Source organism: Burkholderia sp. AU18528 (genome assembly GCF_002223215.2).
In the GTDB taxonomy this organism is placed as follows: domain Bacteria; phylum Pseudomonadota; class Gammaproteobacteria; order Burkholderiales; family Burkholderiaceae; genus Burkholderia; species Burkholderia semiarida.
On the sequence record NZ_NKFC02000009.1, the window covers coordinates 358,958 to 381,388 of the forward strand.

At 69.8% G+C, this 22,431-nt stretch carries 24 protein-coding genes and 1 pseudogene; 13 read left to right on the forward strand and 12 right to left on the reverse strand.

All coding sequences use genetic code 11. From position 1 onward, the window contains the following. Positions 1-42: 42 nt before the first annotated feature. Genes CFB52_RS32285 through coxB form a run of 4 tightly spaced genes read right to left on the reverse strand, consistent with a single transcriptional unit; the run spans position 43 to position 5,699 of the window. Positions 43-1,596 (reverse strand): cytochrome c, encoded by a 1,554-nt coding sequence (locus CFB52_RS32285; RefSeq protein ID WP_099318457.1) that lies wholly within the window; start codon positions 1,594-1,596, stop codon positions 43-45. Next, positions 1,587-1,994 (reverse strand): hypothetical protein, encoded by a 408-nt coding sequence (locus tag CFB52_RS32290; protein ID WP_059575088.1) that lies wholly within the window; start codon positions 1,992-1,994, stop codon positions 1,587-1,589. Before CFB52_RS32290 ends, CFB52_RS32285 begins: the two co-directional genes overlap by 10 nt. Further along, on the reverse strand, positions 1,991-4,630 hold the full coding sequence (ctaD, locus tag CFB52_RS32295; RefSeq protein WP_099318602.1) for a cytochrome c oxidase subunit I: 2,640 nt from the start codon (positions 4,628-4,630) through the stop codon (positions 1,991-1,993). Before ctaD ends, CFB52_RS32290 begins: the two co-directional genes overlap by 4 nt. A gap of 13 nt (positions 4,631-4,643) precedes the next feature. Further along, positions 4,644-5,699, reverse strand: coding sequence for a cytochrome c oxidase subunit II (gene coxB, locus CFB52_RS32300; protein ID WP_059575090.1), 1,056 nt, complete (start codon positions 5,697-5,699; stop codon positions 4,644-4,646). A gap of 173 nt (positions 5,700-5,872) precedes the next feature. Between coxB and CFB52_RS35475 the strand changes: the two are divergent. After that, positions 5,873-6,122, forward strand: a pseudogene (locus CFB52_RS35475) (glycoside hydrolase family 15 protein); the annotation flags it as partial. Between the two features lie 23 nt (positions 6,123-6,145). Here CFB52_RS35475 and CFB52_RS32310 read toward each other — a convergent pair. Then, on the reverse strand, positions 6,146-7,981 hold the full coding sequence (locus tag CFB52_RS32310; RefSeq protein WP_099318458.1) for a thiamine pyrophosphate-requiring protein: 1,836 nt from the start codon (positions 7,979-7,981) through the stop codon (positions 6,146-6,148). A 280-nt stretch (positions 7,982-8,261) separates the two neighbouring features. Between CFB52_RS32310 and CFB52_RS32315 the strand changes: the two genes are divergently transcribed. The 5 genes from CFB52_RS32315 to CFB52_RS32335 all read left to right on the forward strand — a co-directional run bounded on the left by CFB52_RS32315 (position 8,262) and on the right by CFB52_RS32335 (position 11,437). Continuing rightward, a complete protein-coding gene (locus tag CFB52_RS32315) occupies positions 8,262-8,645 on the forward strand; it encodes a DUF305 domain-containing protein (RefSeq protein WP_059575094.1) in 384 nt (127 codons plus the stop codon). Positions 8,646-8,772: 127 nt separating this feature from the next. Next, a complete protein-coding gene (locus tag CFB52_RS32320) occupies positions 8,773-9,513 on the forward strand; it encodes an FRG domain-containing protein (RefSeq protein WP_059575096.1) in 741 nt (246 codons plus the stop codon). A gap of 162 nt (positions 9,514-9,675) precedes the next feature. Then, positions 9,676-10,197 (forward strand): low affinity iron permease family protein, encoded by a 522-nt coding sequence (locus tag CFB52_RS32325; RefSeq protein ID WP_059637311.1) that lies wholly within the window; start codon positions 9,676-9,678, stop codon positions 10,195-10,197. Positions 10,198-10,362: 165 nt separating this feature from the next. Next, positions 10,363-10,842 (forward strand): BON domain-containing protein, encoded by a 480-nt coding sequence (locus CFB52_RS32330; protein ID WP_099318459.1) that lies wholly within the window; start codon positions 10,363-10,365, stop codon positions 10,840-10,842. A 112-nt stretch (positions 10,843-10,954) separates the two neighbouring features. Next, a complete protein-coding gene (locus CFB52_RS32335) occupies positions 10,955-11,437 on the forward strand; it encodes a hypothetical protein (RefSeq protein WP_099318460.1) in 483 nt (160 codons plus the stop codon). Here CFB52_RS32335 and CFB52_RS32340 read toward each other — a convergent pair. After that, positions 11,412-11,885: an NUDIX hydrolase gene (locus CFB52_RS32340; protein WP_059575104.1), complete on the reverse strand. Its 474-nt coding sequence runs from the start codon at positions 11,883-11,885 to the stop codon at positions 11,412-11,414. The genes CFB52_RS32335 and CFB52_RS32340 overlap by 26 nt on opposite strands. Positions 11,886-12,094: 209 nt before the next feature. Continuing rightward, positions 12,095-12,295 carry a hypothetical protein gene (locus tag CFB52_RS32345; protein ID WP_059575106.1) on the reverse strand — a complete coding sequence of 67 codons (201 nt, stop codon included), beginning with the start codon at positions 12,293-12,295 and terminating at the stop codon, positions 12,095-12,097. Positions 12,296-12,453: 158 nt separating this feature from the next. Between CFB52_RS32345 and CFB52_RS32350 the strand changes: the two genes are divergently transcribed. From CFB52_RS32350 to CFB52_RS32360, 3 genes are all read left to right on the forward strand, one after another. Beyond that, on the forward strand, positions 12,454-13,845 hold the full coding sequence (locus CFB52_RS32350; protein WP_099318603.1) for an HlyD family secretion protein: 1,392 nt from the start codon (positions 12,454-12,456) through the stop codon (positions 13,843-13,845). An 85-nt stretch (positions 13,846-13,930) separates the two neighbouring features. Then, a complete protein-coding gene (locus CFB52_RS32355) occupies positions 13,931-15,523 on the forward strand; it encodes a DHA2 family efflux MFS transporter permease subunit (protein WP_089466163.1) in 1,593 nt (530 codons plus the stop codon). Between the two features lies 1 nt (position 15,524). Beyond that, entirely contained in the window at positions 15,525-17,153 is a 1,629-nt protein-coding gene (locus CFB52_RS32360; RefSeq protein WP_099318461.1) for an efflux transporter outer membrane subunit, read from the forward strand. A gap of 65 nt (positions 17,154-17,218) precedes the next feature. On the opposite strand, the gene CFB52_RS32365 is transcribed toward CFB52_RS32360, so the two are convergent. Further along, on the reverse strand, positions 17,219-17,929 hold the full coding sequence (locus CFB52_RS32365; protein WP_059575110.1) for a response regulator: 711 nt from the start codon (positions 17,927-17,929) through the stop codon (positions 17,219-17,221). Between the two features lie 580 nt (positions 17,930-18,509). Between CFB52_RS32365 and CFB52_RS32370 the strand changes: the two genes are divergently transcribed. Continuing rightward, positions 18,510-18,842 (forward strand): hypothetical protein, encoded by a 333-nt coding sequence (locus tag CFB52_RS32370; protein ID WP_099318462.1) that lies wholly within the window; start codon positions 18,510-18,512, stop codon positions 18,840-18,842. Positions 18,843-18,865: 23 nt separating this feature from the next. Next, on the forward strand, positions 18,866-19,087 hold the full coding sequence (locus CFB52_RS32375; RefSeq protein WP_059575116.1) for a hypothetical protein: 222 nt from the start codon (positions 18,866-18,868) through the stop codon (positions 19,085-19,087). Positions 19,088-19,109: 22 nt separating this feature from the next. Here CFB52_RS32375 and CFB52_RS32380 read toward each other — a convergent pair whose 3' ends face one another. The 3 genes from CFB52_RS32380 to CFB52_RS32390 form a co-directional block, all read right to left on the reverse strand. Continuing rightward, positions 19,110-19,676, reverse strand: coding sequence for a GNAT family N-acetyltransferase (locus CFB52_RS32380; protein ID WP_059575118.1), 567 nt, complete (start codon positions 19,674-19,676; stop codon positions 19,110-19,112). 329 nt (positions 19,677-20,005) lie between these two features. Continuing rightward, positions 20,006-20,227, reverse strand: coding sequence for a hypothetical protein (locus CFB52_RS32385; RefSeq protein WP_060011105.1), 222 nt, complete (start codon positions 20,225-20,227; stop codon positions 20,006-20,008). Between the two features lie 65 nt (positions 20,228-20,292). Beyond that, positions 20,293-20,556, reverse strand: coding sequence for an HPr family phosphocarrier protein (locus CFB52_RS32390; protein ID WP_060011103.1), 264 nt, complete (start codon positions 20,554-20,556; stop codon positions 20,293-20,295). Between the two features lie 359 nt (positions 20,557-20,915). On the opposite strand from CFB52_RS32390, the gene CFB52_RS32395 reads away from it, so the two are divergent. Beyond that, positions 20,916-21,269: a zinc ribbon domain-containing protein YjdM gene (locus tag CFB52_RS32395; RefSeq protein ID WP_006498247.1), complete on the forward strand. Its 354-nt coding sequence runs from the start codon at positions 20,916-20,918 to the stop codon at positions 21,267-21,269. Between the two features lie 67 nt (positions 21,270-21,336). Next, positions 21,337-22,173, forward strand: a complete 837-nt coding sequence (locus CFB52_RS32400) for a spermidine synthase (protein WP_060011101.1) — start codon at positions 21,337-21,339, stop codon at positions 22,171-22,173. A 44-nt stretch (positions 22,174-22,217) separates the two neighbouring features. Here CFB52_RS32400 and CFB52_RS32405 read toward each other — a convergent pair whose 3' ends face one another. Continuing rightward, a complete protein-coding gene (locus CFB52_RS32405) occupies positions 22,218-22,403 on the reverse strand; it encodes a ribbon-helix-helix protein, CopG family (RefSeq protein ID WP_059575126.1) in 186 nt (61 codons plus the stop codon). Positions 22,404-22,431 lie beyond the last annotated feature (28 nt).

Sequence of the window (22,431 nt, forward strand, 5' to 3'; positions counted from 1 at the left end):
CCCGGTCGGCATCGTGCGGGAAGCCCTGCATGCGGCACGCGGCTACCGATGGATCGCTCGCCGCAACCGCCTCACATCCTGCTCCGACACCGGCGCCGCCCGATTCCCCCACGCGCCGCGCACGTAACTGACCACCGCCGCGATTTCTCCGCTCGTCAACGTGCCGCGCATCGCCGGCATCCGCTGCACGGGGCCGTTTTCACCCGGCGCCGGCCGAGCGCCTTCGACGACGATCCGGATCGTGCTCGTCGGATCGGCGGCCAGCACGACCGAACTGCTCGCGAGCGCCGGCCCGTGATCGCGCACGCCCGTGCCGTCCGCGCCGTGGCAACGCGCACAGAACCCCGCATACACACCGGCCCCGGGCGCTTGCTGGCCGCTTTCCGGGCGCGGGCCGGCGGGCGTCAACCGCGGCACGCCGACGCCCAGCGGATTCGTCGCGGCGGTCGGTTGCGCGGGCAACGATTTGAGGTACCCGGCGATCGCCCGACGATCGTCCTCCGTCAGCAACGCGGTGCTTTCGCCGACGACCGGGGCCATCGCGCCGAACACCGAGCCGCGCGCCGCATGGCCGCTGCGCAGGAACGCGGCGATGTCGTCGGTCGACCAGCGGCCGAGGCCGTCCGGGTCCGCGCCGGTCAGGTTCGGCGCGAACCAGTGATCGTTGATACCGCCAGTCAGGAACGCGGGGCTGCGTTCGTCGTAGCCGCGTTCGTTGTAGGCCGGCCCGCGCGGCGTATGGCATGCGCCGCAATGGCCGAGCCCCTGCACAAGATACGCGCCGCGATTCCATTGCGCTGATTGCGACGGCTGGGGCGTGAACCGGTCGCGGTTCGCGAACGCGAGGCTCCACAGCCCGAGGGCCCAGCGCTGGTTGAACGGAAACGGCAGTTGCGTGAGCTTCGCCGCGTTCGGGGACGGCGCGACGCCGCGCATGAAATACGCGTACAGCGCGCGCACGTCGTCGTCGGTCAGGTGCGCGAGCGACGGGTACGGCATCGCCGGATACAGCCGGCTGCCGTCCGCGCGCACGCCGCGCCGCAACGCGTCGTCGAACTGGCGCAGCGTGTAGTGGCCGATCCCGTGCGTCGGGTCCGGCGTGATGTTCGGCGCATAGATCGGCCCGAACGGCGAATTCACCGGCTGGCCGCCCGCGTACGGCGTATGGTCGGCCGCGTCGTGGCACGCGGCGCAATCGCCGGCCAGCGCGAGATAGCGGCCGCGCGCGATCGTCGCGGCGTCGGCGCTCGCCGCCGCCGCGGCAATGACCGGGCGGCGGGCGGTCGAAGCGGAAGCCCCGGACGCTGCCGAATTGGCGACACTCGCCTCCCGCCGGCGTGAAAGCCGCGGATCCTCTCTCGCACGAGCGGACATCGACGCACCGGCATCGGCCGCCGACGCGTGAATCCGCACGAACCGCCAGCCCGACGCGGGCTCGGGCGCGTCGGCCGCCGACGCGGCGCCGCCCGTATCGCCGGCTGCCGCTGCGTTGTCGTCGGGCTGCATGTCGCACGCGCCGAGCATGACACACAGCGCGAGCGCGACACCCGCACGGCGGCCGGGCACGCAGCGCGAAGCGAACGAGATCAGCGCCATGGACTGCAAGGCCCCACGAAAGCCGTGACGATTCCCGTGAACACGAGACCGATCACGAAGCCGAGCGCGGCGAGCATTCCGCAGCGCGCGAGAAAGCGCGTACTGTCGTCGCGCGTCACGGCGGGCGCATCGGCATCGCGTCGATATCGGTGCCGCCACGCCCGCGCGAGCCACGTCGCGCAGGCCGCGGCCAGTGCGAACGCGCCCGCGGCGATCAGTGCGAGCCACACGCCGACATGCGTCCAGCGCGGCGCGGCCTGCGCGACGCCGAGCGGATAGCATGCGGTGGACGCGAGCGTTTCGGACACGAGCATCTGCGCAAACCACAGCGCGGGCGCGCCGACGAGGCCGGCCGCGATCGCGAGCAGCGGGGTCCACGCGCGTCGGGCGTCGCTCATCCCGTGCTCCTCAGCCAGAACGGCGATACGTACAGCGCGGTGAAGATGAACAGCCACACGATGTCGACGAAGTGCCAGTAGAGCCCGCCGACCGTCAGCGCGACGCGTCGCTCGCGGCTGAAGAAACCGGCGGCCGTCCACCCCGCGAGCAGCGCGAGGATCGCGAGGCCGGCCACGACATGCGCGAGATGGAACCCGGTGATCGTGAAATAGAGGCTGCCGTACAGGTGCGCGGTCGGGCCATACGGATGGTCGCGCCATTCGTGAAGCTGGACCAGCGCGAACGCGGTGCCGAGCACCAGCGCGACGACGAGCATCGCGACCGCGCGGGCCTGCCGCTCGGCCCGCACCGCGCGCTCGGCGAGCCACACGAACACGCTGCTCGACAGCAGCACGACCGTGTTGACGGCCGCGAGCCCCATCTTCGGCATCCCTTCGGGCGGCCACGGCGCGGACCATTGCGACTGCAGGTAGAAATAGCAGAACAGCAGATAGCCGAACAGCCCGGCCTCGGTCACGATCAGCGTGAGCACACCCCACCAGCCGCCCGCGCGTTCGCCGCAACTGCCGATCGGCAGCGGGTCGAGGCAGGCGGCCGGCGCGCCGGCCGGCACCGTGGCCGACGGCGGTTCGGCCGGGCGCGCCCCGGCGGCCGCGGCAGGTGCCTGCGTGTTCGCGCGAGCGGGCAGTTGAGCACGTTGCCCGAGCGCGCGGCGCGGCCACAGCCACACGGCGGTGGCGACCGCGCAACCGGCCGCGGCCACGCACACGAGCGTTGGCGAGCGCGCGAGCATCGCCGCGAACACGGCGGTCGCGAGCAGCGCGAGCACGAACGGCACGCAACTGTCGTCCGGCATCTTCAGGATCGCGCTCGGTGCCGCGGCGAGCGGCGTGACCGCGAGCGCCTCGCGCCCGTGTGCGAGCCGGTAGCCGATCCGCAGGCTGGTGCGCGTCGGATCGTCGCGCGTTTCCCACAGCGGATGCCGCGACGCGACGAGCGGCAGCACCGCGAAGTTGTACACGGGCGTCGGCGACGCGACCGACCACTCGAGGCCCGCCGCGCCCCACGGATTGTCGCCGGCGCGCACGCCGCGCCGTGCGCTCGCGAGCGCGTTGACGACGAACATCACGATGCCGATCCCGAACACGAACGAGCCGATCGTCGTCAGCAGGTTCGACGTGTCCCAGCCCATTCCAGATGGATACGTATAGATGCGGCGCGGCATTCCGAGCAACCCGGAAACGTGCATCGGGAAGAAGCCGAGGTTGAAGCCGATCAGCACGACCCAGAAGGTCCAGCGGCCGAACCGCTCGTTCATCATCCGCCCGGTGAACTTCGGGAACCAGTACGCGACGCCGCCGAGCACCGGGAACACGTTGATGCCGAGCAGTACGTAATGCAGGTGCGCGACGACGAAGTACGTATCGGTGAGCTGCCAGTCGAGCGGCACGGCCGCCGTCATCACGCCCGACACGCCGCCGATCACGAACATCAGCACGAAGCCCGCGAAATACAGGAACGGCGTGCGAAACACGGGGCGTCCGGTCCAGATCGTCGCGATCCACGCGAACACCGCGACCGCGCTCGGGATCGAGATCAGCATGCTCGCGGCGCCGAAGAACGCGAGCGCGAGCGGCGCGATGCCGGTCGCGAACATGTGGTGGACCCACACCTCGAAGCCGATCAGCATCGTCGCCACCGTCGATACCGCGACGGCCTCGTACGCGACGAGCGGTCGCCGGCAGAAGGTCGGCAGCGCGTCGGATACGATCCCCATCGCCGGCAGCACGACCACGTACACCCACGGATGCGCGAACATCCAGAACAGGTGCTGCCACAACAGCGGCCGGCCGCCATGCGCGACGTCGAAGAAGTGCGTGCCCGCATTGCGGTCGAGCCACAGCAGCAGGAACGCGAGGCTCACCGACGGCACCGCCACCAGGTTCGCGACCGACGCGGTCAGCGTGCCCCACACGATGATCGGTACGCGGTCGATCGACATGCCGTGCGCGCGCATCCGCAGCAGCGTGACGACGAAGTTCGCGGCGCCGCCGGTCGTCGAGATGCCGAGCAGGATCATCCCGAGCGCATAGATGTCGATGTTCGCGCCGGCGCTGTAGTCGAGCGACGTGAGCGGCACGTAGTTGAACCAGCCGCCGTCCGGCACCGCGCCGAGCGGAAAGCTCGCGTACAGGAACAACCCGGCGAACAGGAACGACCAGTACGAGAACGCGTTCAGCCGCGGGAACGCCATGTCGCGCGAGCCGAGCATCAGCGGCCACAGGTAGTTCGCGAAGCCCGACAGCACCGGCAGCGCGTACAGGAAGATCATCGTGACGCCGTGCATCGTGAACAGCGAATCGTATTGCGCGGGCGTGAGCAGCGTCGCGTTCGGTCGTGCGAGCTGGATGCGCATCACGAGCGCCTCCACGCCGCCGAGCAGCAGGAACGCGAACGCGGTGACGATGTAGCGCAGCCCGATGCGCTTGTGATCGACGGTGCCGAGCCAGCCGCGCCAGCCGGGTTCCGATTCCCACAACTCGGCCAGCGCGCGCTCGTGCGCGGAACCGGGCGGCGCTTCGCCGAGATCGGGTACGCGGTTGAGCGGGGCCGGCGTGTCGCGGGCAATGGCCATCGGCATCCTCGATTCAGTGCAGCGTCGCCAGATACGCGGCGAGATCGTCGGCGTCGCGCGGCGCGAGCGCGATCGACGGCATCAGCGACTGCGGCTTGATCTGCTGCGCATGCGCGACCCAGCGGTGCAGGTTGTCGGGCGTGTTGTCGAGCGTGCCGGCCGCGAGCAGCCGGCGCGTGCCGACGTGCGTGAGATCGGGGCCCGCGTCGCCGGCCGCGTCGGTGCCGCGCACCGCGTGACAGCCCGCGCAGCGCGCGGCGAGCACGCGCTGGCCGCGGCGTTCGGCGCTCGCTGCGGGGGCCGCAGCCGGTTGGCGCTGCGCGGCGAGCCACGCACGGAACGCGGCCGGCGGCTCGGCCACGACTTCGAACGCCATGTGCGCGTGCTGCGCGCCGCAGTATTGCGAGCACTGCCCGCGATAGACGCCCGGCCGGTCGGCCTGCAGCCATTGGCGATTGGTCTGGCCGGGTATCGTCTGCGTCTTGCCGGCGAGTTGCGGCACCCAGAACGCGTGGATCACGTCGGCGCTCTTCAGTTCGATTGCAACGGGCTCGCCCACCGGAATATGGATCTCGTTCGCCGTGACGAAGCCGGCCCCGTCAATATCGTCCGGATAACGCACGGCCCACCACCAGTCTTGCGCGGTCACGGTGATCGTCAGCGCGGGCGGACGCGGCGGCGCCGCGACGGCACCCAGCACGCGCAGCATGTAGACGAGCGCGCCGAACAGCAGCACGATCGAGATCGCGGTGCCCACGGTCACGATCGTCAGCCCGCTGCCGTGGCCGGCGCCCGCGTGCGCGCGACGGCGAAACAGCGCGATCAGCAGCAGCACCGCGATCGCGACGCAGACGAACGTGCATAGCGCGAGCAGCGCCCAGCCGAGCACGAAGACCGGCTGCGCCGCGGGGCCGGCCGCGTGCACGACGTACGCGAGCGGCAATGGGGCGGACGGATTGCCGGGCTCGGCAGGCGCGGCGGCCGCGCGCGCGACGATCGGCACGATCGTCCATGCGACCGGTGCGATCCATGCGGCATGACGGGTTTTCAGGAACGGCGGAACGGGCAACGCGACTCCTTGCCGGGTTGGGCGGCATGACGACGGCCGTTCGCGGCCGAGCAAATTTCATGCGCACGCGGCTCGCACGCATGCGGCTGTGGAAGGGCGGGATGACGTGCACGACGGCCGGTGCGTTACAGCCGGCTTGTAAATTGGGCGGCCATTCACGTCGCCGAACGCGCTTTTCCGCGGCCGGCTTCCGGCTCGTGCAGGTGTACCGGATACAGCGGCGCGACGACGACGCGCACGCGCTGTTCGAACGGCCACTCGGCGTGCGTGACGATGTCGGGCTGCGATCCGAGGAATACGACGTGAGGGCGCGGCGCATGTGCGGGATTTCCCGTTCACACTCGCGCAAGTCAGGCGTCGTAAACACGGTGCTCGGCGGTGCTCGCACGGCCGGGCGACGGGCGAGACGACGCCGACATCGGCCGGCACCGTCCCGCGCGCTTGCCTTACGATTCGCCTTTCCCTTCCTTGCCGCGCTTGTCGCCGTGTTCGCCGTTGCCGGGCAGCACGGCCGACAGCACCTGCCGCGCGGTCTCGACGATCACGTTCGCTTCACGCGGGTCGCCTTTCGCCAGCGTTTCGGCAAAATGCTTTGCCTGCTGCAGCGTCACGTGCGGCGGCAACGGCGGCACCTCGGGGTCGCTCTTCACTTCGAGCACGACCGGCCGGTCGGACGCGAGCGCTTCGTCCCACGCGGCGCCGAGCTGTTCCGGATCGTCGACGTAGATGCCCTTGAGGCCGAGGAGGGTCGCGAAGCGGTAGTACGGCACGTTCGGGATCTGCTGCGACGCGTCGAACTTCGGGTCGCCCTCCATCACGCGCTGCTCCCACGTGACCTGGTTCAGGTCCTCGTTGTTCAGCACCATGCAGATCCAGCGCGGGTCGGGCCACTGGCGCCAGTATTTCGCGACCGTGATCAGCTCGGCCATGTTGTTCATCTGCATTGCGCCGTCGCCGACCATCGCGATCACCGGGCGCACCGGGTGCGCGAACTTCGCGGCGATCGCGTAAGGCACCGCGGCGCCCATCGACGCGAGGCCGCCGGACAGCGATCCCATCATCCCGCGCCGCATCATCAGGTCGCGCGCATACCAGTTCGCGCAGGATCCCGAATCGCTCGTCAGGATCACGTCGTCGGGCAGGCGCGGCGACAGCTCGGTGAACGCCCGCTGCGGATTCACACCGCGGCCCGCGCTGGCCTTCGCGGCCGCGCGGGCGGCGAGCGTCTCGCGCCAGTCGTGGTTCCATTTCGCGATCCGGTCGCGCCATGCGGTGTCGCGCCGCTCGTTCAGGAGCGGCAGCAGCGCGCGCAGCGTCTCGGCGCTGTCGCCGACCAGATTGACTTCCATCGGATAGCGCAGGCTCAGCATGTCGGCCTTCAGGTCGATCTGCACGCCGCGCGCCTGGCCTTCCTTCGGCAGGAACTCCGAATACGGAAAACCGGAGCCGACGACCAGCAGCGTGTCGCATTCGGTCATCAGCTCGTAGCTGGGCTTCGTGCCGAGCAGCCCGATCGAGCCGGTGACCCACGGCAGGTCGTCCGGCAGCGCGGCCTTGCCCAGCAGCGCCTTCGCGGCGCCGGCGCCGAGCCGGTCGGCCACCGCGATCACCTCGTCGGTCGCCTTCAGCGCGCCGGCGCCGACCAGCAGCGCGACTTTCGATCCCGCATTGAGCACGTCGGCCGCGCGCCGCAGGTCGTCCGCGTACGGGACGACTTTCGGCGCCGTATAGCCGACCCCTGAATGCACGGTGCCGTGCGCGCGCTTCGGCGGCGCGTAGTCGAGCTCCTGCAGGTCGTTCGGCAGCACGAGCGCGGTGACCGTGCGCGCGCCGAGCGCGGTGCGCACCGCGCGGTCGACCAGGTGCCGCACCTGGCCCGGTACCGTCGCAAGCTGAACGAATGCGCCCGCAACGTCCTTGTAAAGGGCCGGCAGATCCACTTCCTGCTGATAGTGGCCGCCGAGCGCCGCGCGCGCCTGCTGGCCGACGATCGCGAGCACGGGCATGTGGTCGAGCCGCGCGTCGTACAGGCCCGTCACGAGGTGCGTGGCGCCGGGGCCCGAGGTCGCGACGCATACGCCGAGCTCGCCTGTAAATTTTGCATGCGCGGACGCCATGAAGGCCGCCATCTCCTCGTGGCGCGCCTGGATGAATTCGATCTTGCCGTCCGCGCGGTTCAGCGCGCCGAAAAAGCCGTTGATGCCGTCGCCCGGGTAGCCGTAGATGCGGCGCACGCCCCAGTCGTACAGCCGCTGGATGATGAAATCCGCCACTGTCGCCATGCCGTTTCTCCTTGGTTCGGGATGAGCCGATGCGGGGCTGCCGCGCAAGGCACGTGCCGCGCCGCGTGCGTCGGGCACGGCGGTTGCACGCGGCATCCGCGAGCAACGAGCAAGCTGACCGGAGCGCAACGATGGTCGCATTCGCACGCTGGTCGCGCCCAGCGACGCGCGTGCGTGGTGGCGGTAACGCGGGTCGCGCGGCCTCAGCCGTTTCAATGCGTGCGAACGGAAGGGGGATGACGCACGTGGACCGTTCACTTTCTTGTCGAGGATTCGTCTCATGCGTGCATTCAACCGTTCATCCATACGCCGTTGTGCCGCCAGCGCGCTGCTCGCGGCGTGCGCGTCGGCGCTGCCCGCGGCCGCACAGTTGCGCCCGGCCAATCCGGTCAGCGTGCCCGACACGTCCACGCAGGCGTTCAAGCGCGCCGACCGAAAAATGATGGAAGCGATGGAAAGCGCGCCGTACACGGGCGACGCCGACCGCGATTTCGTCGCGCACATGGCGCCGCATCACCAGGGCGCGATCGACATGGCGCAGGTCGAACTCAAATACGGCAAGGATCCGACGCTGCGGCAACTCGCGAGCCGGATCGTCGCCGCGCAGCGCGACGAGATCGCGTTGATGGAGCGCTGGCAGAAGGAGCACGGCAGCACGCCGTGAACCGCGATGCGAGACGGCGATACGCGGGCGACCGTACCGGTGGTTCCGCATCCGGCAAGCGGCGACGTCGGACGCGCGCCGAGCCGATGGCCGCGTGTACGGGCAGGCACGACGGGAGGCGCGATGCATGGACGGTAAGCGCGAGAGCACAGGCCGCTCGATCGATAGCGTCGCCGACTACATGACCATGATCGGCGCGCAGCGGCAGACGATGGCGCTGCGGCTTTTTCGCGGCCAGTGCAATGCCGGCTGGCCGCTCGCGCCGGGCATCGCGCGGCAGCACGCGTCGCCCGACGTCGAAGCGCGGATGCTCGACGAATTCACGCGGCGCGCGCTGCCGCATCTCGAACCCGGGCAGAACCTCGAGGCATGCGACTGGCTCGCGCTCGCGCAGCAGCACGGGATGCGCACGCGCCTGCTCGACTGGTCCGGCAACGCGCTGGCGGCGCTGTGGTTCGCGGTCAGGCGCGCGGGCGAATCGGGCGGCGACGGCGTGGTGTGGTGCCTGTCGCACGACGCCGACGACATCGCGACCGCCGCGGACCGGCGCGCGCCGCTGGAGGTCACGCGCACCAAGGTGTTCCGGCCGCGTCACGTCATGCCGAGGATCACCGCGCAGGACGGCTGGTTCACGATTCACCGTTATGACGCGCGCGGCGGGCGCTTCGTGCCGCTCGACGAGGACGCGGATCTCGCCGGCCGCCTCGTGCGCATCGCCGTGCCGGGCGCCCGGTTCGCGTCGATCCGGCAGGAGCTTGCCGGCGTCGGCGTGAGCATCGCGACGATCTTTCCGGATCTCGACGGCATCGCCCAACTGACCGACACGCGCTATTTCCCGGACGACGAGGACACGCACGCACCGCGCTAAAGCCGGCGTTGCACGGGCGTGCGGATCGGGCACGCGTGATGCTTCTCCCGACGGCGCGCACGCGGGACCGAACCCCCGAGCGGCCGCTGGCGTGCGGTTCGCGGCGGGCGGCGACGCGGTTCATGCGCGCATTCAAACAGACTATCGATCCGGGAGGCATTCATGCGCGAACTCAACGAACCACCGAGCGACCGTCGCGACACGGCGTGCAAGCGCGGCGCCGGTTCCGGGCCGGCCGGGCACGCCGTTACCCGTGCGTTCGAACGTTTTGCGTCGCGCGTGACCACCTGGGCCGGGTCGCCGGTCGCATTCGGCAGCGCGGTCGCGATTACCGCGATATGGCTCGTGAGCGGGCCGGTGTTTCACTACTCCGACGCGTGGCAGCTCGTGATCAATACCGGCACCACGATCATCACGTTCCTGATGGTGTTCCTGCTGCAGCGCAACCAGAATCGCGACAGCGTGGCGTTGCATCTGAAGCTCGACGAACTGCTCGCCGTCACGCGCGCCGCAAGCGACCGGCTGATCGGGATCGAGGATGCATCCGAGGAGGAATTGCGCGCGTTGGCGCAGACCTACGTCGAAATGGCGCAGCGCGCGGCCGAGCGCGGCGACGACGAGCCGGGCGGAAAACGGGCGGAAGCGGCCGACACGAAAACGGCCGACACGCCGCCCGAATCCTGATTTCGCGATCGAGCGATGCGCGGCCCGATGATTTTTCAAACGCTTGTCGTTTCGGGCGCCGCATCGCGGCGCGACGGCTCGTACGCGCCGCTCGCAGCGGGGAACGGCACGTGCTGCATGCCGAAACGAAGCCCGGTCGTTCCGGGTATAGCCTAAGGTGCCGCCATGAACTCCAGAGTCCCGTCGAATCCGTTGTTGAATCTTGCGGTGGCCGTCGCCTGCGGGGCGGCCGCGATGTACTTCCTCGATCCTGCGTCCGGGCGGCGCCGCCGCGCGTATCTGCGCGACAAGGCGGCCGCGGGCCGGCACGATGTGGCCGATTATGCGAATACGCAGGTGAAGCGGGCGGCGGACCATGCGCGCGGCGCGATCGCCGGGCTGCGGGCCGACTGGCTCGCGGGCGACGCGAACGACGTGCAGGTCACCGAGCGCGTGCGTGCGGCGCTCGGCCGGCTCGTCGCTCGCCCGCGCGACATCGACGTGAGCGTCGAGCGCGGCAACGTGTGCCTGACGGGACAGGTCGACGAGGCCGAACGGCAGGCGCTGATCGACGGCGTTGCCGCGCTGCATGGCGTGCATCGCGTCGAAGACGCGATGGGCGCACGCAGCGAATACAAGGCGCCGACCGACGGTCATTCGCAGTGATGCGGCCGCGGCTGCCCGCCCCGGCGGGGGCCGGTGAACGAGTACGACATGCATTCGGCGCACGCACGGCTGCCGGAACGACGGCAGCCTGGCGCCTCAACCGGAGCCACCCATGACCGAACGCCAGCCTCCCGACACGACGTCCGCGCATCAGGAGCCGGGCGCGCACGACGCGCTCGAACATCTGCTCGGCAGCCTGCATCGGCATGGCTTCCTGCGCTTCGCGAACGAGGTCGTCAGCGCGAACGCGCGGCTGGCCGACACGTTCGTCGACGCGCTCGACAAGCCCGGCATGCAGAGCGGCATGCAGAATCTCGCGATGCTCGTGACGGCGCTCTCGCGCATTCCGCCGGAACAGTTCGGCCGCGCCGCGTTCGCGGCGGCCGACGCGCTGCATCACGTCGGCGCATGGCAACCGGCGCAGCACCCGCACGTCGCGCCCGGCGTTCGCGGCGTCTACCGCTTGCTGCACGACGAGGCGCTGTGGGATGCATTGACGCCGCTGCTCGAAGGGCTGAAGGTCTTCGCGCAAGGGCTTGCGCGCGATCCGCAGCCGCCCGTCGCCGGGCTCAGCGAGACGGCGAAAGACGCGTGACCGCGCCCGGCCGCGGATCGCTCGCCACGCACAGGCCCGCGAACTGACGGATGATGCGCTGCGTCGGCGCGCTCGCCGGCCAGTGCGGCACCGCGTCGATGCCGACCCAGCGGCACAGCGCGATTTCCCGGCCCGGGCAAGCGTGCGCGCCGCGCGGCAGGCTCGCGACGAACACGTGATGACGCTTCACGCTGCCGTCCACGTAGAAGAAATACGCGAGTTCGAGACCGGTGAGCCCGGTTTCCTCGCGAAGTTCGCGATGCGCGGCGTCGAGCGCCGATTCGCCGCGCCGGATCACGCCGCCGGGCAGCGTCCAGCGCGACGATCGCCCGCGGGCGACCAGCAGCACGCGCCGGTTGCGATGGCAGACGATCGTGGCGCGTTCCTTCGCCAGCGGCGCGAGCGGTACCGCGCGAACGGGGAAATCGGACGGGTCGGGTAGCGTCATGCAGGGCACGCGGCAGATGGGCGAAAGATCCATGCGCCCCCTGCCGCAACGTGCGTTCCCGCTTCGCTGTCGCATGTGCCCTCGTGCGAGTGTTTCGGGCCCGCTGGCCGGCCTTCGTCCGCGATTTTTCAACGGCTTGTCATTTCTGCCGCCGCCCGCTGCGGCCGTTTCGCGCGAGCGGGACGGCGGTATGGCGCGACGCGCGTCGATCACGCGTCGCCGCGTTCGGCAGAGGGCGTGCGACGCGGCGGCGCCCCGCTTGGCGGTGCGGCCGGCTTGCCTTCGGCCGGGTCGTGCGCGCTGCGCGGCGGTGGTGTGGCGGTGCCGCGGCGCTTGCCTTCGGGGCCGGGCGTGCTGTCGCCGCGATCTTCGTCGCGTGTGTCGGTGTCGAGCGGGGTCGAGCGTGTCATGGTTCGCGAGTCCTGTCGGGGCGGTCGAGGCGTACACGTCGCGCATCGCGCATGCCGCGGTGGACGACGCGCGTTGCCGGGCCCGCTGTTTGCTCGATCGCGCGCTTGAGGTCGGCGCGGGCAATGGCGCCCGCGGCCGCCGCCTGGAGCCCCGTTTCATGTCCGATGCGATCCTGTGCCCGTGGTCCGTTCGTGAGCGATCTTGCGTCGCACTGCGGCGCGCGTCGACACACGGACGGCGCGGCACCGGCGCGCCGGATGCGTTCGCGCCGGCGGTGGCCGGTGTCGTACTGTCGACGCCGCTGCCTACCCGCTGGCCGGCCGTCGTCGCCCGCGCGGGCGACGACCAGTCGGGCGGCGGCAGCGGCTCGGGCGCCGCGCCGGGCCGCAACGGCGAGCACCCGACCGACGCGCCGGGCGGCGGTGGCGGCGACGGCCATCCGCACGACGATCGTGGCGGCCGCACCGGCGGCGACGGAGACGGGGACGGCAACAACGGCGAAGGCGAACGCAAGCGGCCCAGTAAGAAAACGCTGATCATTCTCGGCGTGGTGCTGGTCGTGCTGCTCGTCGGCGGGCTAGTCTGGTGGCTCGCGACGCGCAACCAGGAAAGCACCGACGATGCGTACACCGACGGCAACGCGATCGCGGTCGCGCCGCACGTGTCCGGCTACGTGACGCGGCTCGCGGTCGACGACAACAGCTTCGTGCGGCGCGGCGACGTCCTCGTCGAGATCGATCCGCGCGACTACCGCGCGCAGGTCGACGCGGCGCAGGCGCAGCTCGGTCTCGCACAGGCGCAGCTCGACGCGGCGCGCGTGCAGCTCGATATCGCGCGTGTGCAGTATCCGGCCCAGTATCGGCAGGCGCGCGCGCAGATCGAGTCGGCGGAAGCCGCGTACCGGCAGGCGCTCGCCGCGCAGGCGCGGCAGCGGGCGGTCGATGCGCGCGCAACTTCCCAGCAGGCGATCGATGCGGCCGACGCGCAACGCGCGACCGCCGACGCGAACGTCGCGATGGCCCAGGCGCAGGCGCGCACCGCGAGCCTCGTGCCGCAGCAGATCCGGCAGGCCGAGACGGCCGTCGAGGAACGCCGACAGCAGGTGCTGCAGGCGCGCGCGCAGCTCGAGACGGCCAACCTCAACCTGTCGTACTGCGAGATGCGCGCGCCTTCCGACGGCTGGGTCACGCGGCGCAACGTGCAACTGGGCTCGTTCCTGCAAGCCGGCACGTCGATCTTCTCGATCGTCACGCCGCGCGTGTGGATCACCGCGAATTTCAAGGAGTCGCAACTCGAACGGATGCGCGTCGGCGATCGCGTCGACGTGTCGGTCGACGCGTATCCCGATCTCGACCTGCACGGCCACGTCGACAGCATCCAGCTCGGCAGCGGCTCGCGCTTCTCCGCGTTCCCGGCCGAGAACGCGACCGGCAACTTCGTGAAGATCGTGCAGCGCGTGCCGGTGAAGATCGTGCTCGACGGCCCGCTGCCGACCCGTCCGCCGCTCGGTCTCGGCCTGTCGGTCGAGCCGACCGTCCATCTGAAATGACCGGCCGCCGTGCCGCGGCCGGCGTCGACCGGAGCGATCCGATGCTCGATACCCACATGCCGTTCCCGCCTCGCGAGGCCCGCCGATGAACCGGCCGCCCGACCGCGGCGGCGCGTCCGGCGGCGCATGGCGCCCCGCCGCGAACCCGTGGCTCATCGCGATCGTCGTCACGCTCGCCGCGTTCATGGAGGTGCTCGACACGACGATCGTCAACGTCGCGCTGCCGCACATCGCCGGCACGATGTCGGCGAGCTACGACGAGGCGACCTGGACGCTCACGTCGTACCTCGTCGCGAACGGCATCGTGCTGCCGATCTCGGGCTTCCTCGGGCGCCTGCTCGGCCGCAAGCGCTACTTCCTGCTGTGCATCGCCGCATTTACCGTGTGCTCGTTCCTGTGCGGCGTCGCGACCAACCTCGGCGAACTGATCGTGTTCCGCGTGCTGCAGGGGTTGTTCGGCGGCGGGCTGCAGCCAAACCAGCAGTCGATCATCCTCGATACGTTCCCGCCCGAGCAGCGCAACCGCGCGTTCTCGATCTCGGCGATCGCGATCGTCGTCGCGCCGGTGCTCGGGCCGACGCTCGGCGGCTGGATCACCGACCATTTCTCGTGGCGCTGGGTGTTCCTGCTCAACGTGCCGATCGGCGCGCTGACCGTGCTCGCGGTGATGCAGCTCGTCGAGGATCCGCCGTGGCGGCGCGACGCCGAACGCGGGATCTCGATCGACTACATCGGCATCGGGTTGATCGCGATCGGCCTCGGTTGCCTGCAGGTGATGCTCGATCGCGGCGAGGACGAGGACTGGTTCGGCTCGACCTTCATCCGCGTCTTCGCGGTGCTGTCCGCGCTCGGGCTGATCGGTGCGACGCTGTGGCTGCTGCGCACGAAGAAACCGGTGGTCGACCTGTCGTGCCTGCGCGACCGCAATTTCGCGCTCGGCTGCGTGACGATCGCGACGTTCGCGGCGGTGCTGTACGGCAGCGCGGTGATCGTGCCGCAGCTCGCCCAGCAGCATCTCGGCTACACGGCGACGCTCGCGGGGCTCGTGCTGTCGCCCGGCGCGCTGCTGATCACGCTCGAGATTCCGCTCGTGAGCCGGCTGATGCCGCACGTGCAGACGCGCTATCTCGTCGGGTTCGGCTTCGTGCTGCTGTGCGGCGCGCTGATCTATTCGCGCATGCTGGTGCCGGACATCGACTACAAGCACCTCGTGATGATCCGGTGCGCGCAGTCGCTCGCGATCGGCTTCATGTTCGTGCCGATCACGACGCTCGCGTACCTGACCGTGCCGCGGCGGCTCAACGACGACGCGTCCGCGCTGTTCACGATGTTCCGCAACGTCGCGGGCTCGATCGGCATCTCGGTGTCGACCGCGCTGATCCGCGAGCGCACGCAAGCGCGCATGGCGCACCTGTCCACGCACATGTCGACGCTGTCGCAGAACTTCCAGGATGCGCTGCGGGAGAATGCGCGCGCGATCGGCGCGCTGACGGGCGCGCCGCCGCCGGCCGCGTTGCAGACCGCGACCGGCCGGCTCTACGAAACGTTCGTCTCGCAGGCGACGATCCTCGCGTATATCGACGTGTTCGCGATCCTCGCGGTGTTCTGCGCGTTCAGCATTCCGCTGACATTCCTGTTCTCGCCGGCGAAGGCCGCGCGCGGCGCGGGAGGGCATTGACATGCGCATGCGCCGCGACAATCGCAGCCACCGCCTGATTCGCCGCATCGTGTGCGGCGCGATGACGACGATCGTCGCCGGCTGCACCGTCGGCCCCGATTACCAGCCGCCGCACGCGGACGTCCCGGCCACCTGGCATGCGATGCAGGCGGACGGGCCGGCGGCGTCTCCCGCATCCGGCGTGCCCGCGCGGTCGTCGCCCACGATCGACGCCGATCCTGATCCGCGCTGGTGGCGCGCGTTCGGCGATCCGCTGCTCGACCGGCTCGTCGAGCGCGCCGCGCACGACAACCTCGACGTGCAGGCGGCCGTGCTGCGCATCGCGCAGGCACGCGCGCAGGTGCGCGCGGCCGCCGCGCAGGGCTTGCCGAACGTGCGCGCGAACGCGAGCTACCAGCGCGAGCAGCTCGGCCTGAAGGGCATCGTCGAGGAGCAGGGCATCGACCAGCGCGTCGATCGTCTCGGCGCGCCGGGCTCGCCGCTCGACCGGTTCGGGGCAGGCACCGGGGCAAGCGTGCAGCAAGGTGCGCGCGGCGCGCTCGATGCCCTCGAATCGCCGGTCAACCTGTGGCAGGCCGGGTTCGACGCATCGTGGGAACTGGACCTGTTCGGCCGCGTGCGCCGCTCGGTCGAAGCGGCCGGCGCGCAGGCGAGCGCCGCAGTCGCGAGCCGCGACGACGCGTTGCTGTCGCTCGAGGCCGAAGTCGCGCAGACCTATCTGCAACTGCGCGGCGCGCAAGCGCAGCGCGCGCTGGCCGACGACCTGCAACGCGCGCAGCGCGAATTGCTCGACCTGACGCGCGAGCAGGCCGCGCACGGTCTCGCGAGCGATCTCGACGTGCGCAGCGCCGACGCGCGGCTCGCGCAGATCCGCGCGCAACTGCCGCAGTTCGACCAGCAGATCGTGCTGCTGCGCAACGGTCTCGCCTATCTGGTCGGCGGCGCGCCGGGCGTGCTCGACGACTGGCTGGCCGCCCCGCGCGCGTTGCCCGCGGTGCCGCCGACCGTGCCGGTCGGCCTGCCGTCGACGCTCGCGCGCCGGCGCCCCGACATCCGCCGTGCGGAGGCCGAACTGCATGCGGCCACCGCCGACGTCGGCGTCGCGGTCGCGCAGTTCTATCCGGACATTTCGCTGACGGGGCAGGTCGGCCTGCGCGCGTCGCACGTGCGCGAGCTCGCGCACTGGTCGCATCTGTTCTACGCGTTCGGGCCGGCCGTGTCGCTGCCGATCTTTTCCGGCGGCGCGCTCGTGTCGAACCTGCGGCTGTCGCAGGCGCGCCAGGCCGAAGCGGCGCTCGCTTACCGGCAAGCCGTGCTCGTCGCGCTGCGCGACGTCGACAATGCGCTGGCCGTGTACCGCACCGACCAGGCGCGCGCGGCCGCGCTCGACGACGCGGTGAAGGCCGAACAGGGCGCGCTGGACCTCGCGCGCGATCGCTACCGGAAGGGCCTGTCGCCGTTCCTCGACGTGCTGGATGCCGAGCGGCAATGGTCGGAGGGCCGGCAGCAGGCCGAGCAGGGCGCGTTGCAGACGACCACCGATCTCGTCGCGCTGTACAAGGCGCTCGGCGGCGGCTGGCAGGCGGGGCCGGCCGCGAATGAGGATACCGGCACGGCGCGCGCGCAGTAGCCTCGCGCGCGCGGCGGGCATCGGTTGCCGCGCTCGCGCAACGCCGTCCGTCGGCCCGCGCGGCCTCAATCCCATGCGTGCTTGCTGAACTGATAGCCCCTGGAGCGGATGGTCTTGATCCGTTTCGGTTCGTTCGCGTCGTCGCGCAGCTTGCGGCGCAGCTTCGAGATGCGGCCGTCGATCGAACGATCGAGGCCGTCGAACGCGATGCCGCGCAGCAGCAGCGTCAGGTCTTCCCGGCTCACTACCTCGCCCGCGCGGCACACGAGGGCCCACAGCAGATCGAATTCCGTCGACGTCAGGCGCGGCATGCTGCCGTCGGGCAGATGCACGCGGCGATCGGCCCGGTCGATCGAGAACTTGCCGAACACGTATCGCTGCGGCGAATCCGGCACGGCGTCGCCCGCCGGCACGCGCGTGCGCCGCAACTGCGCCTTGATTCGCGCGAGCAGCAGACGCGGTTCGAGCGGCTTGCGGAGAAAATCGTCCGCGCCGAGTTCCAGGCCGAGCAATTCGTCGAACGGCTCGTCGCGGCCCGTCACCATGATCACGATGCCGTCGTACTGCATGCGCGCCGTGCGGCAGATATCGAAGCCGTCCTTGCCCGGCAGGTTGATGTCGAGCAGCACCACGTCGGGGCGGCTCGCGACGATCGCCGCTGCCGCGCCGGCGCCGTCGCACAGCGTGTCCACCTGATAATGATGCGTGCGCAGGTACTCGGCGATCAGCGCGGACAGCGGGACGTCGTCTTCGACGATCAGGATTCGGATGGGCATCGCTAAACGAAGGGGCAAAACGGGAAGGTGGCGAGCGGTCAGGCCCAGTCCGAGCGTGTCGTGGCCGAAGCGACGTGGATGATACTGCGCAACATTCTGATGGAATGTGGGGAAATCTGAATCGTTCGGTGAGCTTATCTACGCGCCAATCGCCGCCATCAGAGGAAACGCGCGGGGCAAGCGGCGCGACGCCGCGCGTGAGGCTGAAACGGTTCGATGCGAGAGCCGGCGCGGCGCTCGGGACGATGCGCGCCCGCGCATCCGTCAGACGAAAACGTTTGCGCCACTTCGACGCCGCGCACCGTTCCCGCACCGCCCGAAACCAGGCCGGGCAAGGTTAGTCGACATATCATTACAAAATATTACCGACGTCGCCGCGTTCCGCTCCCTACAATCCACACACCTGATCCGCGCGTCGCGCATTGCGCGTGTTTCGCGATCGTATCGGCTGCCGATCTCGGCGAAGCGTCGAATCATGTCGCTCACGTGACGAACCGGATGCGCGCGAGTCGGGTCGCCGCCGCGCCGGCTCCGATGGGCAGTCGGGCGGATGCTATCGATTACTGACGGGGGAAGCGAAATGACGCCGTTGCAAGTCGTCCAGAGTCTCGACGCACTCACGCATGCGATCGAAGCGGCGGTGGCGCGCGCCGACTGGAGCGAGGCCGTTCGGGCCGCCGAGAGGCGTTCGGCGTTCATCGTTGCGCTTGCACCCGATCAACCGGACGAGGTCGTGTCGGCGCTGATGAAAGTGCAGGAGATCGACGTCCGGATTTCCACCGTCGCGCGCGACACGCTCGAGGCGCTCATCGCGGAGGGCTGGATGGCGTTGCACGCGGCCCGCGCGACGACGAACGCGCTGAGGGCGCGGCAGCGGTCGCTCGATGCCGGCGCCGCGGCCACGCGACACTGAAATCAGTTTCCTTTGGTGATGGCATGAAATTCAGAGAACGCGCCAGTCAGGTCGATGCAACACGGTGGTTCGCCGAGGGCGACCATGAACGGGTAGAGCGCCGTCACGGCCTGTGGGCGATCGCGACGCCGGAAGGCTGGCGATCCGTGAAGCCGGGCGACTGGATCGTGCGCGACGAATCCGGCAACTGCTGGCCGATGGACGACGGCCTCTTCATGCATCGCTACGAACCGGTCGCCGACTGACTCGGCCGCCGGTTCGACGCGCCTACCGGCGCTTGCGTGAAAACATCAATGAATCGGCGTCGTTGAAGCGGATGCGCCGCGGCTCGCCGTACCCGGCTTTCTCCGCGACCCGGATCGACGCGACATTCGTCGGCGCGATCAGACACACGCTGCGCTCGAACCGCTGTTGCGCATCGAGCCATGCGAGCGCGGCCGCGAGCGCCTCGGTCGCATAGCCGTTGCCTTGCGCCCACGTCGCCAGCGCCCAGCCGGCTTCCGGCACGCCGCGGATCGGCGGGTCGATGTTGCGGTGGAAATCCGCGAAGCCGAGATCGCCGACGTAACGCCCCGACGCCTTTTCGCGAATCGCCCAGTAACCATAGCCGAGCAGCGGCCACAGCCCGCGATACGCGAGCATGCGCATCCACGAGTCGCGCGGCGTGGAAGGCGTGCCGTTGAAGATGTGCGCGACGACGCCCGGTTCCGCCCACATCGTGGCGAGTGCGTCGAAGTCCCCGAGCGGGTGGCCTTCAAGGATCAGACGGGGCGTGTCGAGAACGGGCGGAGACGAGACGGGGGGCACGGCGCTGAATGTCATCGGGCGTTCCATGAGGAAGGGGCGGCGACGCAGGGCGCCGCGCTCGGGTCTCGTACGATACCGCGTAAACGGCGACGTGGACGCAATTCCCCACCCGCATCGAGGCATGCGACCGCATCGCGCGGACGGCCGGCGGTGCCCGCATGGACCGGCTCGCGTGACGACGTCGCGGTCGGGTGCATCGCGCGGGGCGTTCGACGAATGCGGCCGTTCGTCGCCGTGTGGCGAATGCCTGTAGCGAACCCCCGGCCGCGGCGAGCGGTCGGCCTGCTTCCTGACGGTGGTCATCGCCGCGCCCGCGTGTTGCGCGCAACGCGGGATCGCGCCCGTGCCGGATGGCGTTACTTGCGGCTTTTCAGGAACGAGCGCCCTTCGGCCGTGATCGATGCGCCGGAGCGGCCGTGCGCGGGATGGCTGACGAACCCGGCGTTGACGAGCTCCCGCGCGATCGACCAGCCGAGCGCCGGCGCATCGCGGCCGTAGCGAACGTCGGCGAGGCGTTCGAGCGCCCAGATCGCGGAGGCCGACAGGTTGGGGGTGTTGGACGTGAGCGTATCGTTCATGGCTTCCTCGGGAAATGGCGTTTCGGGATGGGCGGCACACGGCCGGACGGTGGGAGGCGCAAGCATCAGCTTGCCTGCAACAACGGCAGCAGCGCGTGCAGCGCCGCTTCCTCGTCGGGGCCGGTGGCGAGCACCTGGGCCGACGTGCCGCCGTGGACCTGCAGCGACGCGATCGCGCCGCTGTCTTTTGCGTTGCTGCCGTGCCCGTTCGCGATCAGCAGGATGTCGCTGTCGAAGCGGCGTGCCGCGTCGACGGTCGCATCGCGCGCGGCGCGGCCGCGATTGCGGTTCCATGCGGGGCCGATTTCAACGTACACAACGGTTGCCACGATGCTGGAAAGCCTCCGGACAAGTGGGCGGGGCGGCGCGCGACATGCAGGGTTACGCACGTGTAGCGGACATCGGGCGGCTGGCATGTCACGAATTTCCGCAGGGGCGCGGGTGCCGGCCGGGTGCATTGTGCGCACCATTCGGCGCGAACATGCCGACATCCGCTGCGAAGGCGTATTCAAGTTCGCGGATTGTCGGAAAGTGGGTGATTATAATGCATCGGCCAGATCATGTGAATTACATTATAATGCCGTGTGCGCCGATGCCGGCCCGCGGCGTTGCCGGCGGGCGAGTCTCGGCGTATCCGGGCGCGCAACCTGCTCGCCCGGCATCGTCGACCGACCCGAACTCCTCCCGAATGGAAGCCGCAATGAATGCCCCTGCCTGCCCGCAATGCGCGATGGAAAACACTTACCCCGACGGCGCGCTGACCGTGTGCGCGGACTGCGGCCACGAATGGTCGGCCGACGCCGGCGCCGAGGCCGGTGACGAACCGGCGGGCGACGTCGTCAAGGACGCGAACGGCAACGTGCTGTCGGACGGCGATTCGGTCGTGCTGATCAAGGACCTGCGCGTGAAGGGTTCGTCGATCACGCTGAAGATGGGCACCAAGGTCAAGAGCATCCGGCTCGTCGGCGGCGATCACGAAGTCGACTGCAAGACCGACATGGGCGGCTTCATGCTGAAGGCGTGCTACTTGAAGAAGGTCTGAGCGCACGGTCAGGCGACCGTTGCATCCGCGTTTTCAGCCGCTGCTTTTTTCATTCGAGTACCCGCACATGGCCGAGGATCGCACTGCCTACGACGCGTTCGTCAGGTTCCTGGCGACGCCGCTGAACGACGGCCGACCGTTCGTGCTGGAGACGCAGCACGCGGTCTCGCTGCACTTCGATCATTTCGGCACCCAGAGCTTCATGTCGCTGCATGATCCGGTGCGGCTCGCACTCGGTTATACGCGCGTGATGATGGGCTTCCTGCTGCTGCAGGCCGAGCCCGCACACATCTGCATGCTCGGGCTCGGCGGCGGGTCGCTCGCGAAGTACTGCTACCGCCACCTGCCCGGCACGGCGATCGATGCGGTCGAGATCAATCCGGCGGTGATCGCGCTGCGCGAGACGTTCAGGATTCCTGCCGACGATGCGCGCTTCACCGTGGTGTGCGCCGACGGCGCGGATCATCTGGAGCGGGCGGACGTCCGCACGGACGTGATCCTGCACGATGCGTTCGTCGCCGACGGCATGCGCGGCCGCTGTACGGGTGCCACTTTTCTCGATGCGTGCCGCGCACGCCTGAGCGAATCCGGCGTGCTCGCGATCAACTTCATGGACGACGATCCGGCGTTGCCGCAGCACCTCGAGCAGTTGCGATCGGTATTCGGTTCGTCGTATGCGCTGGTGCCGTGCGGCGACGACAACAACTTCGTTGCATTCGCATGGAAGGACGGCAGCCGGTTGCCGTCGTTGCGTATCCTGCTGGAGCGGGCGCTCGCGTGCCCGCAGGCCGGTGAACTGAAGCTGGCCGCCACCGCGAGACGCATGAAGCACGGCGAGGGCATCGATTCGCGGCGGCTGGTCTGGCGCGCGCAGTCGCACGAACGTTGGGAGATCGGCGCGTAGCCGTACCGAGAGGGGCGGGCCGCGCTCGGCCTGTGCGGCCGTGCTTACTTCACGCGCTTGCCGATCGCGCTGCGGGTCTTGTACGTGACGCCGTGCCGGTCGAGATAGTCGCGGATCAACTGCCGCACGACTTGCGACGGCGTAAGATCCTGCTCCGCGCAGAGCATCTCGAAGGCTTCCTTCTTCGCGGGATCGATCAGGACGGTCAGGCGGGCGGTTTTCGTTTCCATGACGGGGCGAGGGTGGTCGATATGTTAA

Coding starts and splice junctions, on each gene's coding strand:
- CFB52_RS32285 (WP_099318457.1), bottom strand. CDS start 1,596: ATGGCGCTGATCTCGTTCGCTTCGCGCTGCGTGCCCGGCCGCCGTGCG.
- CFB52_RS32290 (WP_059575088.1), bottom strand. CDS start 1,994: ATGAGCGACGCCCGACGCGCGTGGACCCCGCTGCTCGCGATCGCGGCC.
- ctaD (WP_099318602.1), bottom strand. CDS start 4,630: ATGGCCATTGCCCGCGACACGCCGGCCCCGCTCAACCGCGTACCCGAT.
- CFB52_RS32310 (WP_099318458.1), bottom strand. CDS start 7,981: ATGGCGACAGTGGCGGATTTCATCATCCAGCGGCTGTACGACTGGGGC.
- CFB52_RS32315 (WP_059575094.1), top strand. CDS start 8,262: ATGCGTGCATTCAACCGTTCATCCATACGCCGTTGTGCCGCCAGCGCG.
- CFB52_RS32320 (WP_059575096.1), top strand. CDS start 8,773: ATGGACGGTAAGCGCGAGAGCACAGGCCGCTCGATCGATAGCGTCGCC.
- CFB52_RS32325 (WP_059637311.1), top strand. CDS start 9,676: ATGCGCGAACTCAACGAACCACCGAGCGACCGTCGCGACACGGCGTGC.
- CFB52_RS32330 (WP_099318459.1), top strand. CDS start 10,363: ATGAACTCCAGAGTCCCGTCGAATCCGTTGTTGAATCTTGCGGTGGCC.
- CFB52_RS32335 (WP_099318460.1), top strand. CDS start 10,955: ATGACCGAACGCCAGCCTCCCGACACGACGTCCGCGCATCAGGAGCCG.
- CFB52_RS32340 (WP_059575104.1), bottom strand. CDS start 11,885: ATGACGCTACCCGACCCGTCCGATTTCCCCGTTCGCGCGGTACCGCTC.
- CFB52_RS32345 (WP_059575106.1), bottom strand. CDS start 12,295: ATGACACGCTCGACCCCGCTCGACACCGACACACGCGACGAAGATCGC.
- CFB52_RS32350 (WP_099318603.1), top strand. CDS start 12,454: ATGTCCGATGCGATCCTGTGCCCGTGGTCCGTTCGTGAGCGATCTTGC.
- CFB52_RS32355 (WP_089466163.1), top strand. CDS start 13,931: ATGAACCGGCCGCCCGACCGCGGCGGCGCGTCCGGCGGCGCATGGCGC.
- CFB52_RS32360 (WP_099318461.1), top strand. CDS start 15,525: ATGCGCATGCGCCGCGACAATCGCAGCCACCGCCTGATTCGCCGCATC.
- CFB52_RS32365 (WP_059575110.1), bottom strand. CDS start 17,929: ATGCCCATCCGAATCCTGATCGTCGAAGACGACGTCCCGCTGTCCGCG.
- CFB52_RS32370 (WP_099318462.1), top strand. CDS start 18,510: ATGACGCCGTTGCAAGTCGTCCAGAGTCTCGACGCACTCACGCATGCG.
- CFB52_RS32375 (WP_059575116.1), top strand. CDS start 18,866: ATGAAATTCAGAGAACGCGCCAGTCAGGTCGATGCAACACGGTGGTTC.
- CFB52_RS32380 (WP_059575118.1), bottom strand. CDS start 19,676: ATGGAACGCCCGATGACATTCAGCGCCGTGCCCCCCGTCTCGTCTCCG.
- CFB52_RS32385 (WP_060011105.1), bottom strand. CDS start 20,227: ATGAACGATACGCTCACGTCCAACACCCCCAACCTGTCGGCCTCCGCG.
- CFB52_RS32395 (WP_006498247.1), top strand. CDS start 20,916: ATGGAAGCCGCAATGAATGCCCCTGCCTGCCCGCAATGCGCGATGGAA.
- CFB52_RS32400 (WP_060011101.1), top strand. CDS start 21,337: ATGGCCGAGGATCGCACTGCCTACGACGCGTTCGTCAGGTTCCTGGCG.
- CFB52_RS32405 (WP_059575126.1), bottom strand. CDS start 22,403: ATGGAAACGAAAACCGCCCGCCTGACCGTCCTGATCGATCCCGCGAAG.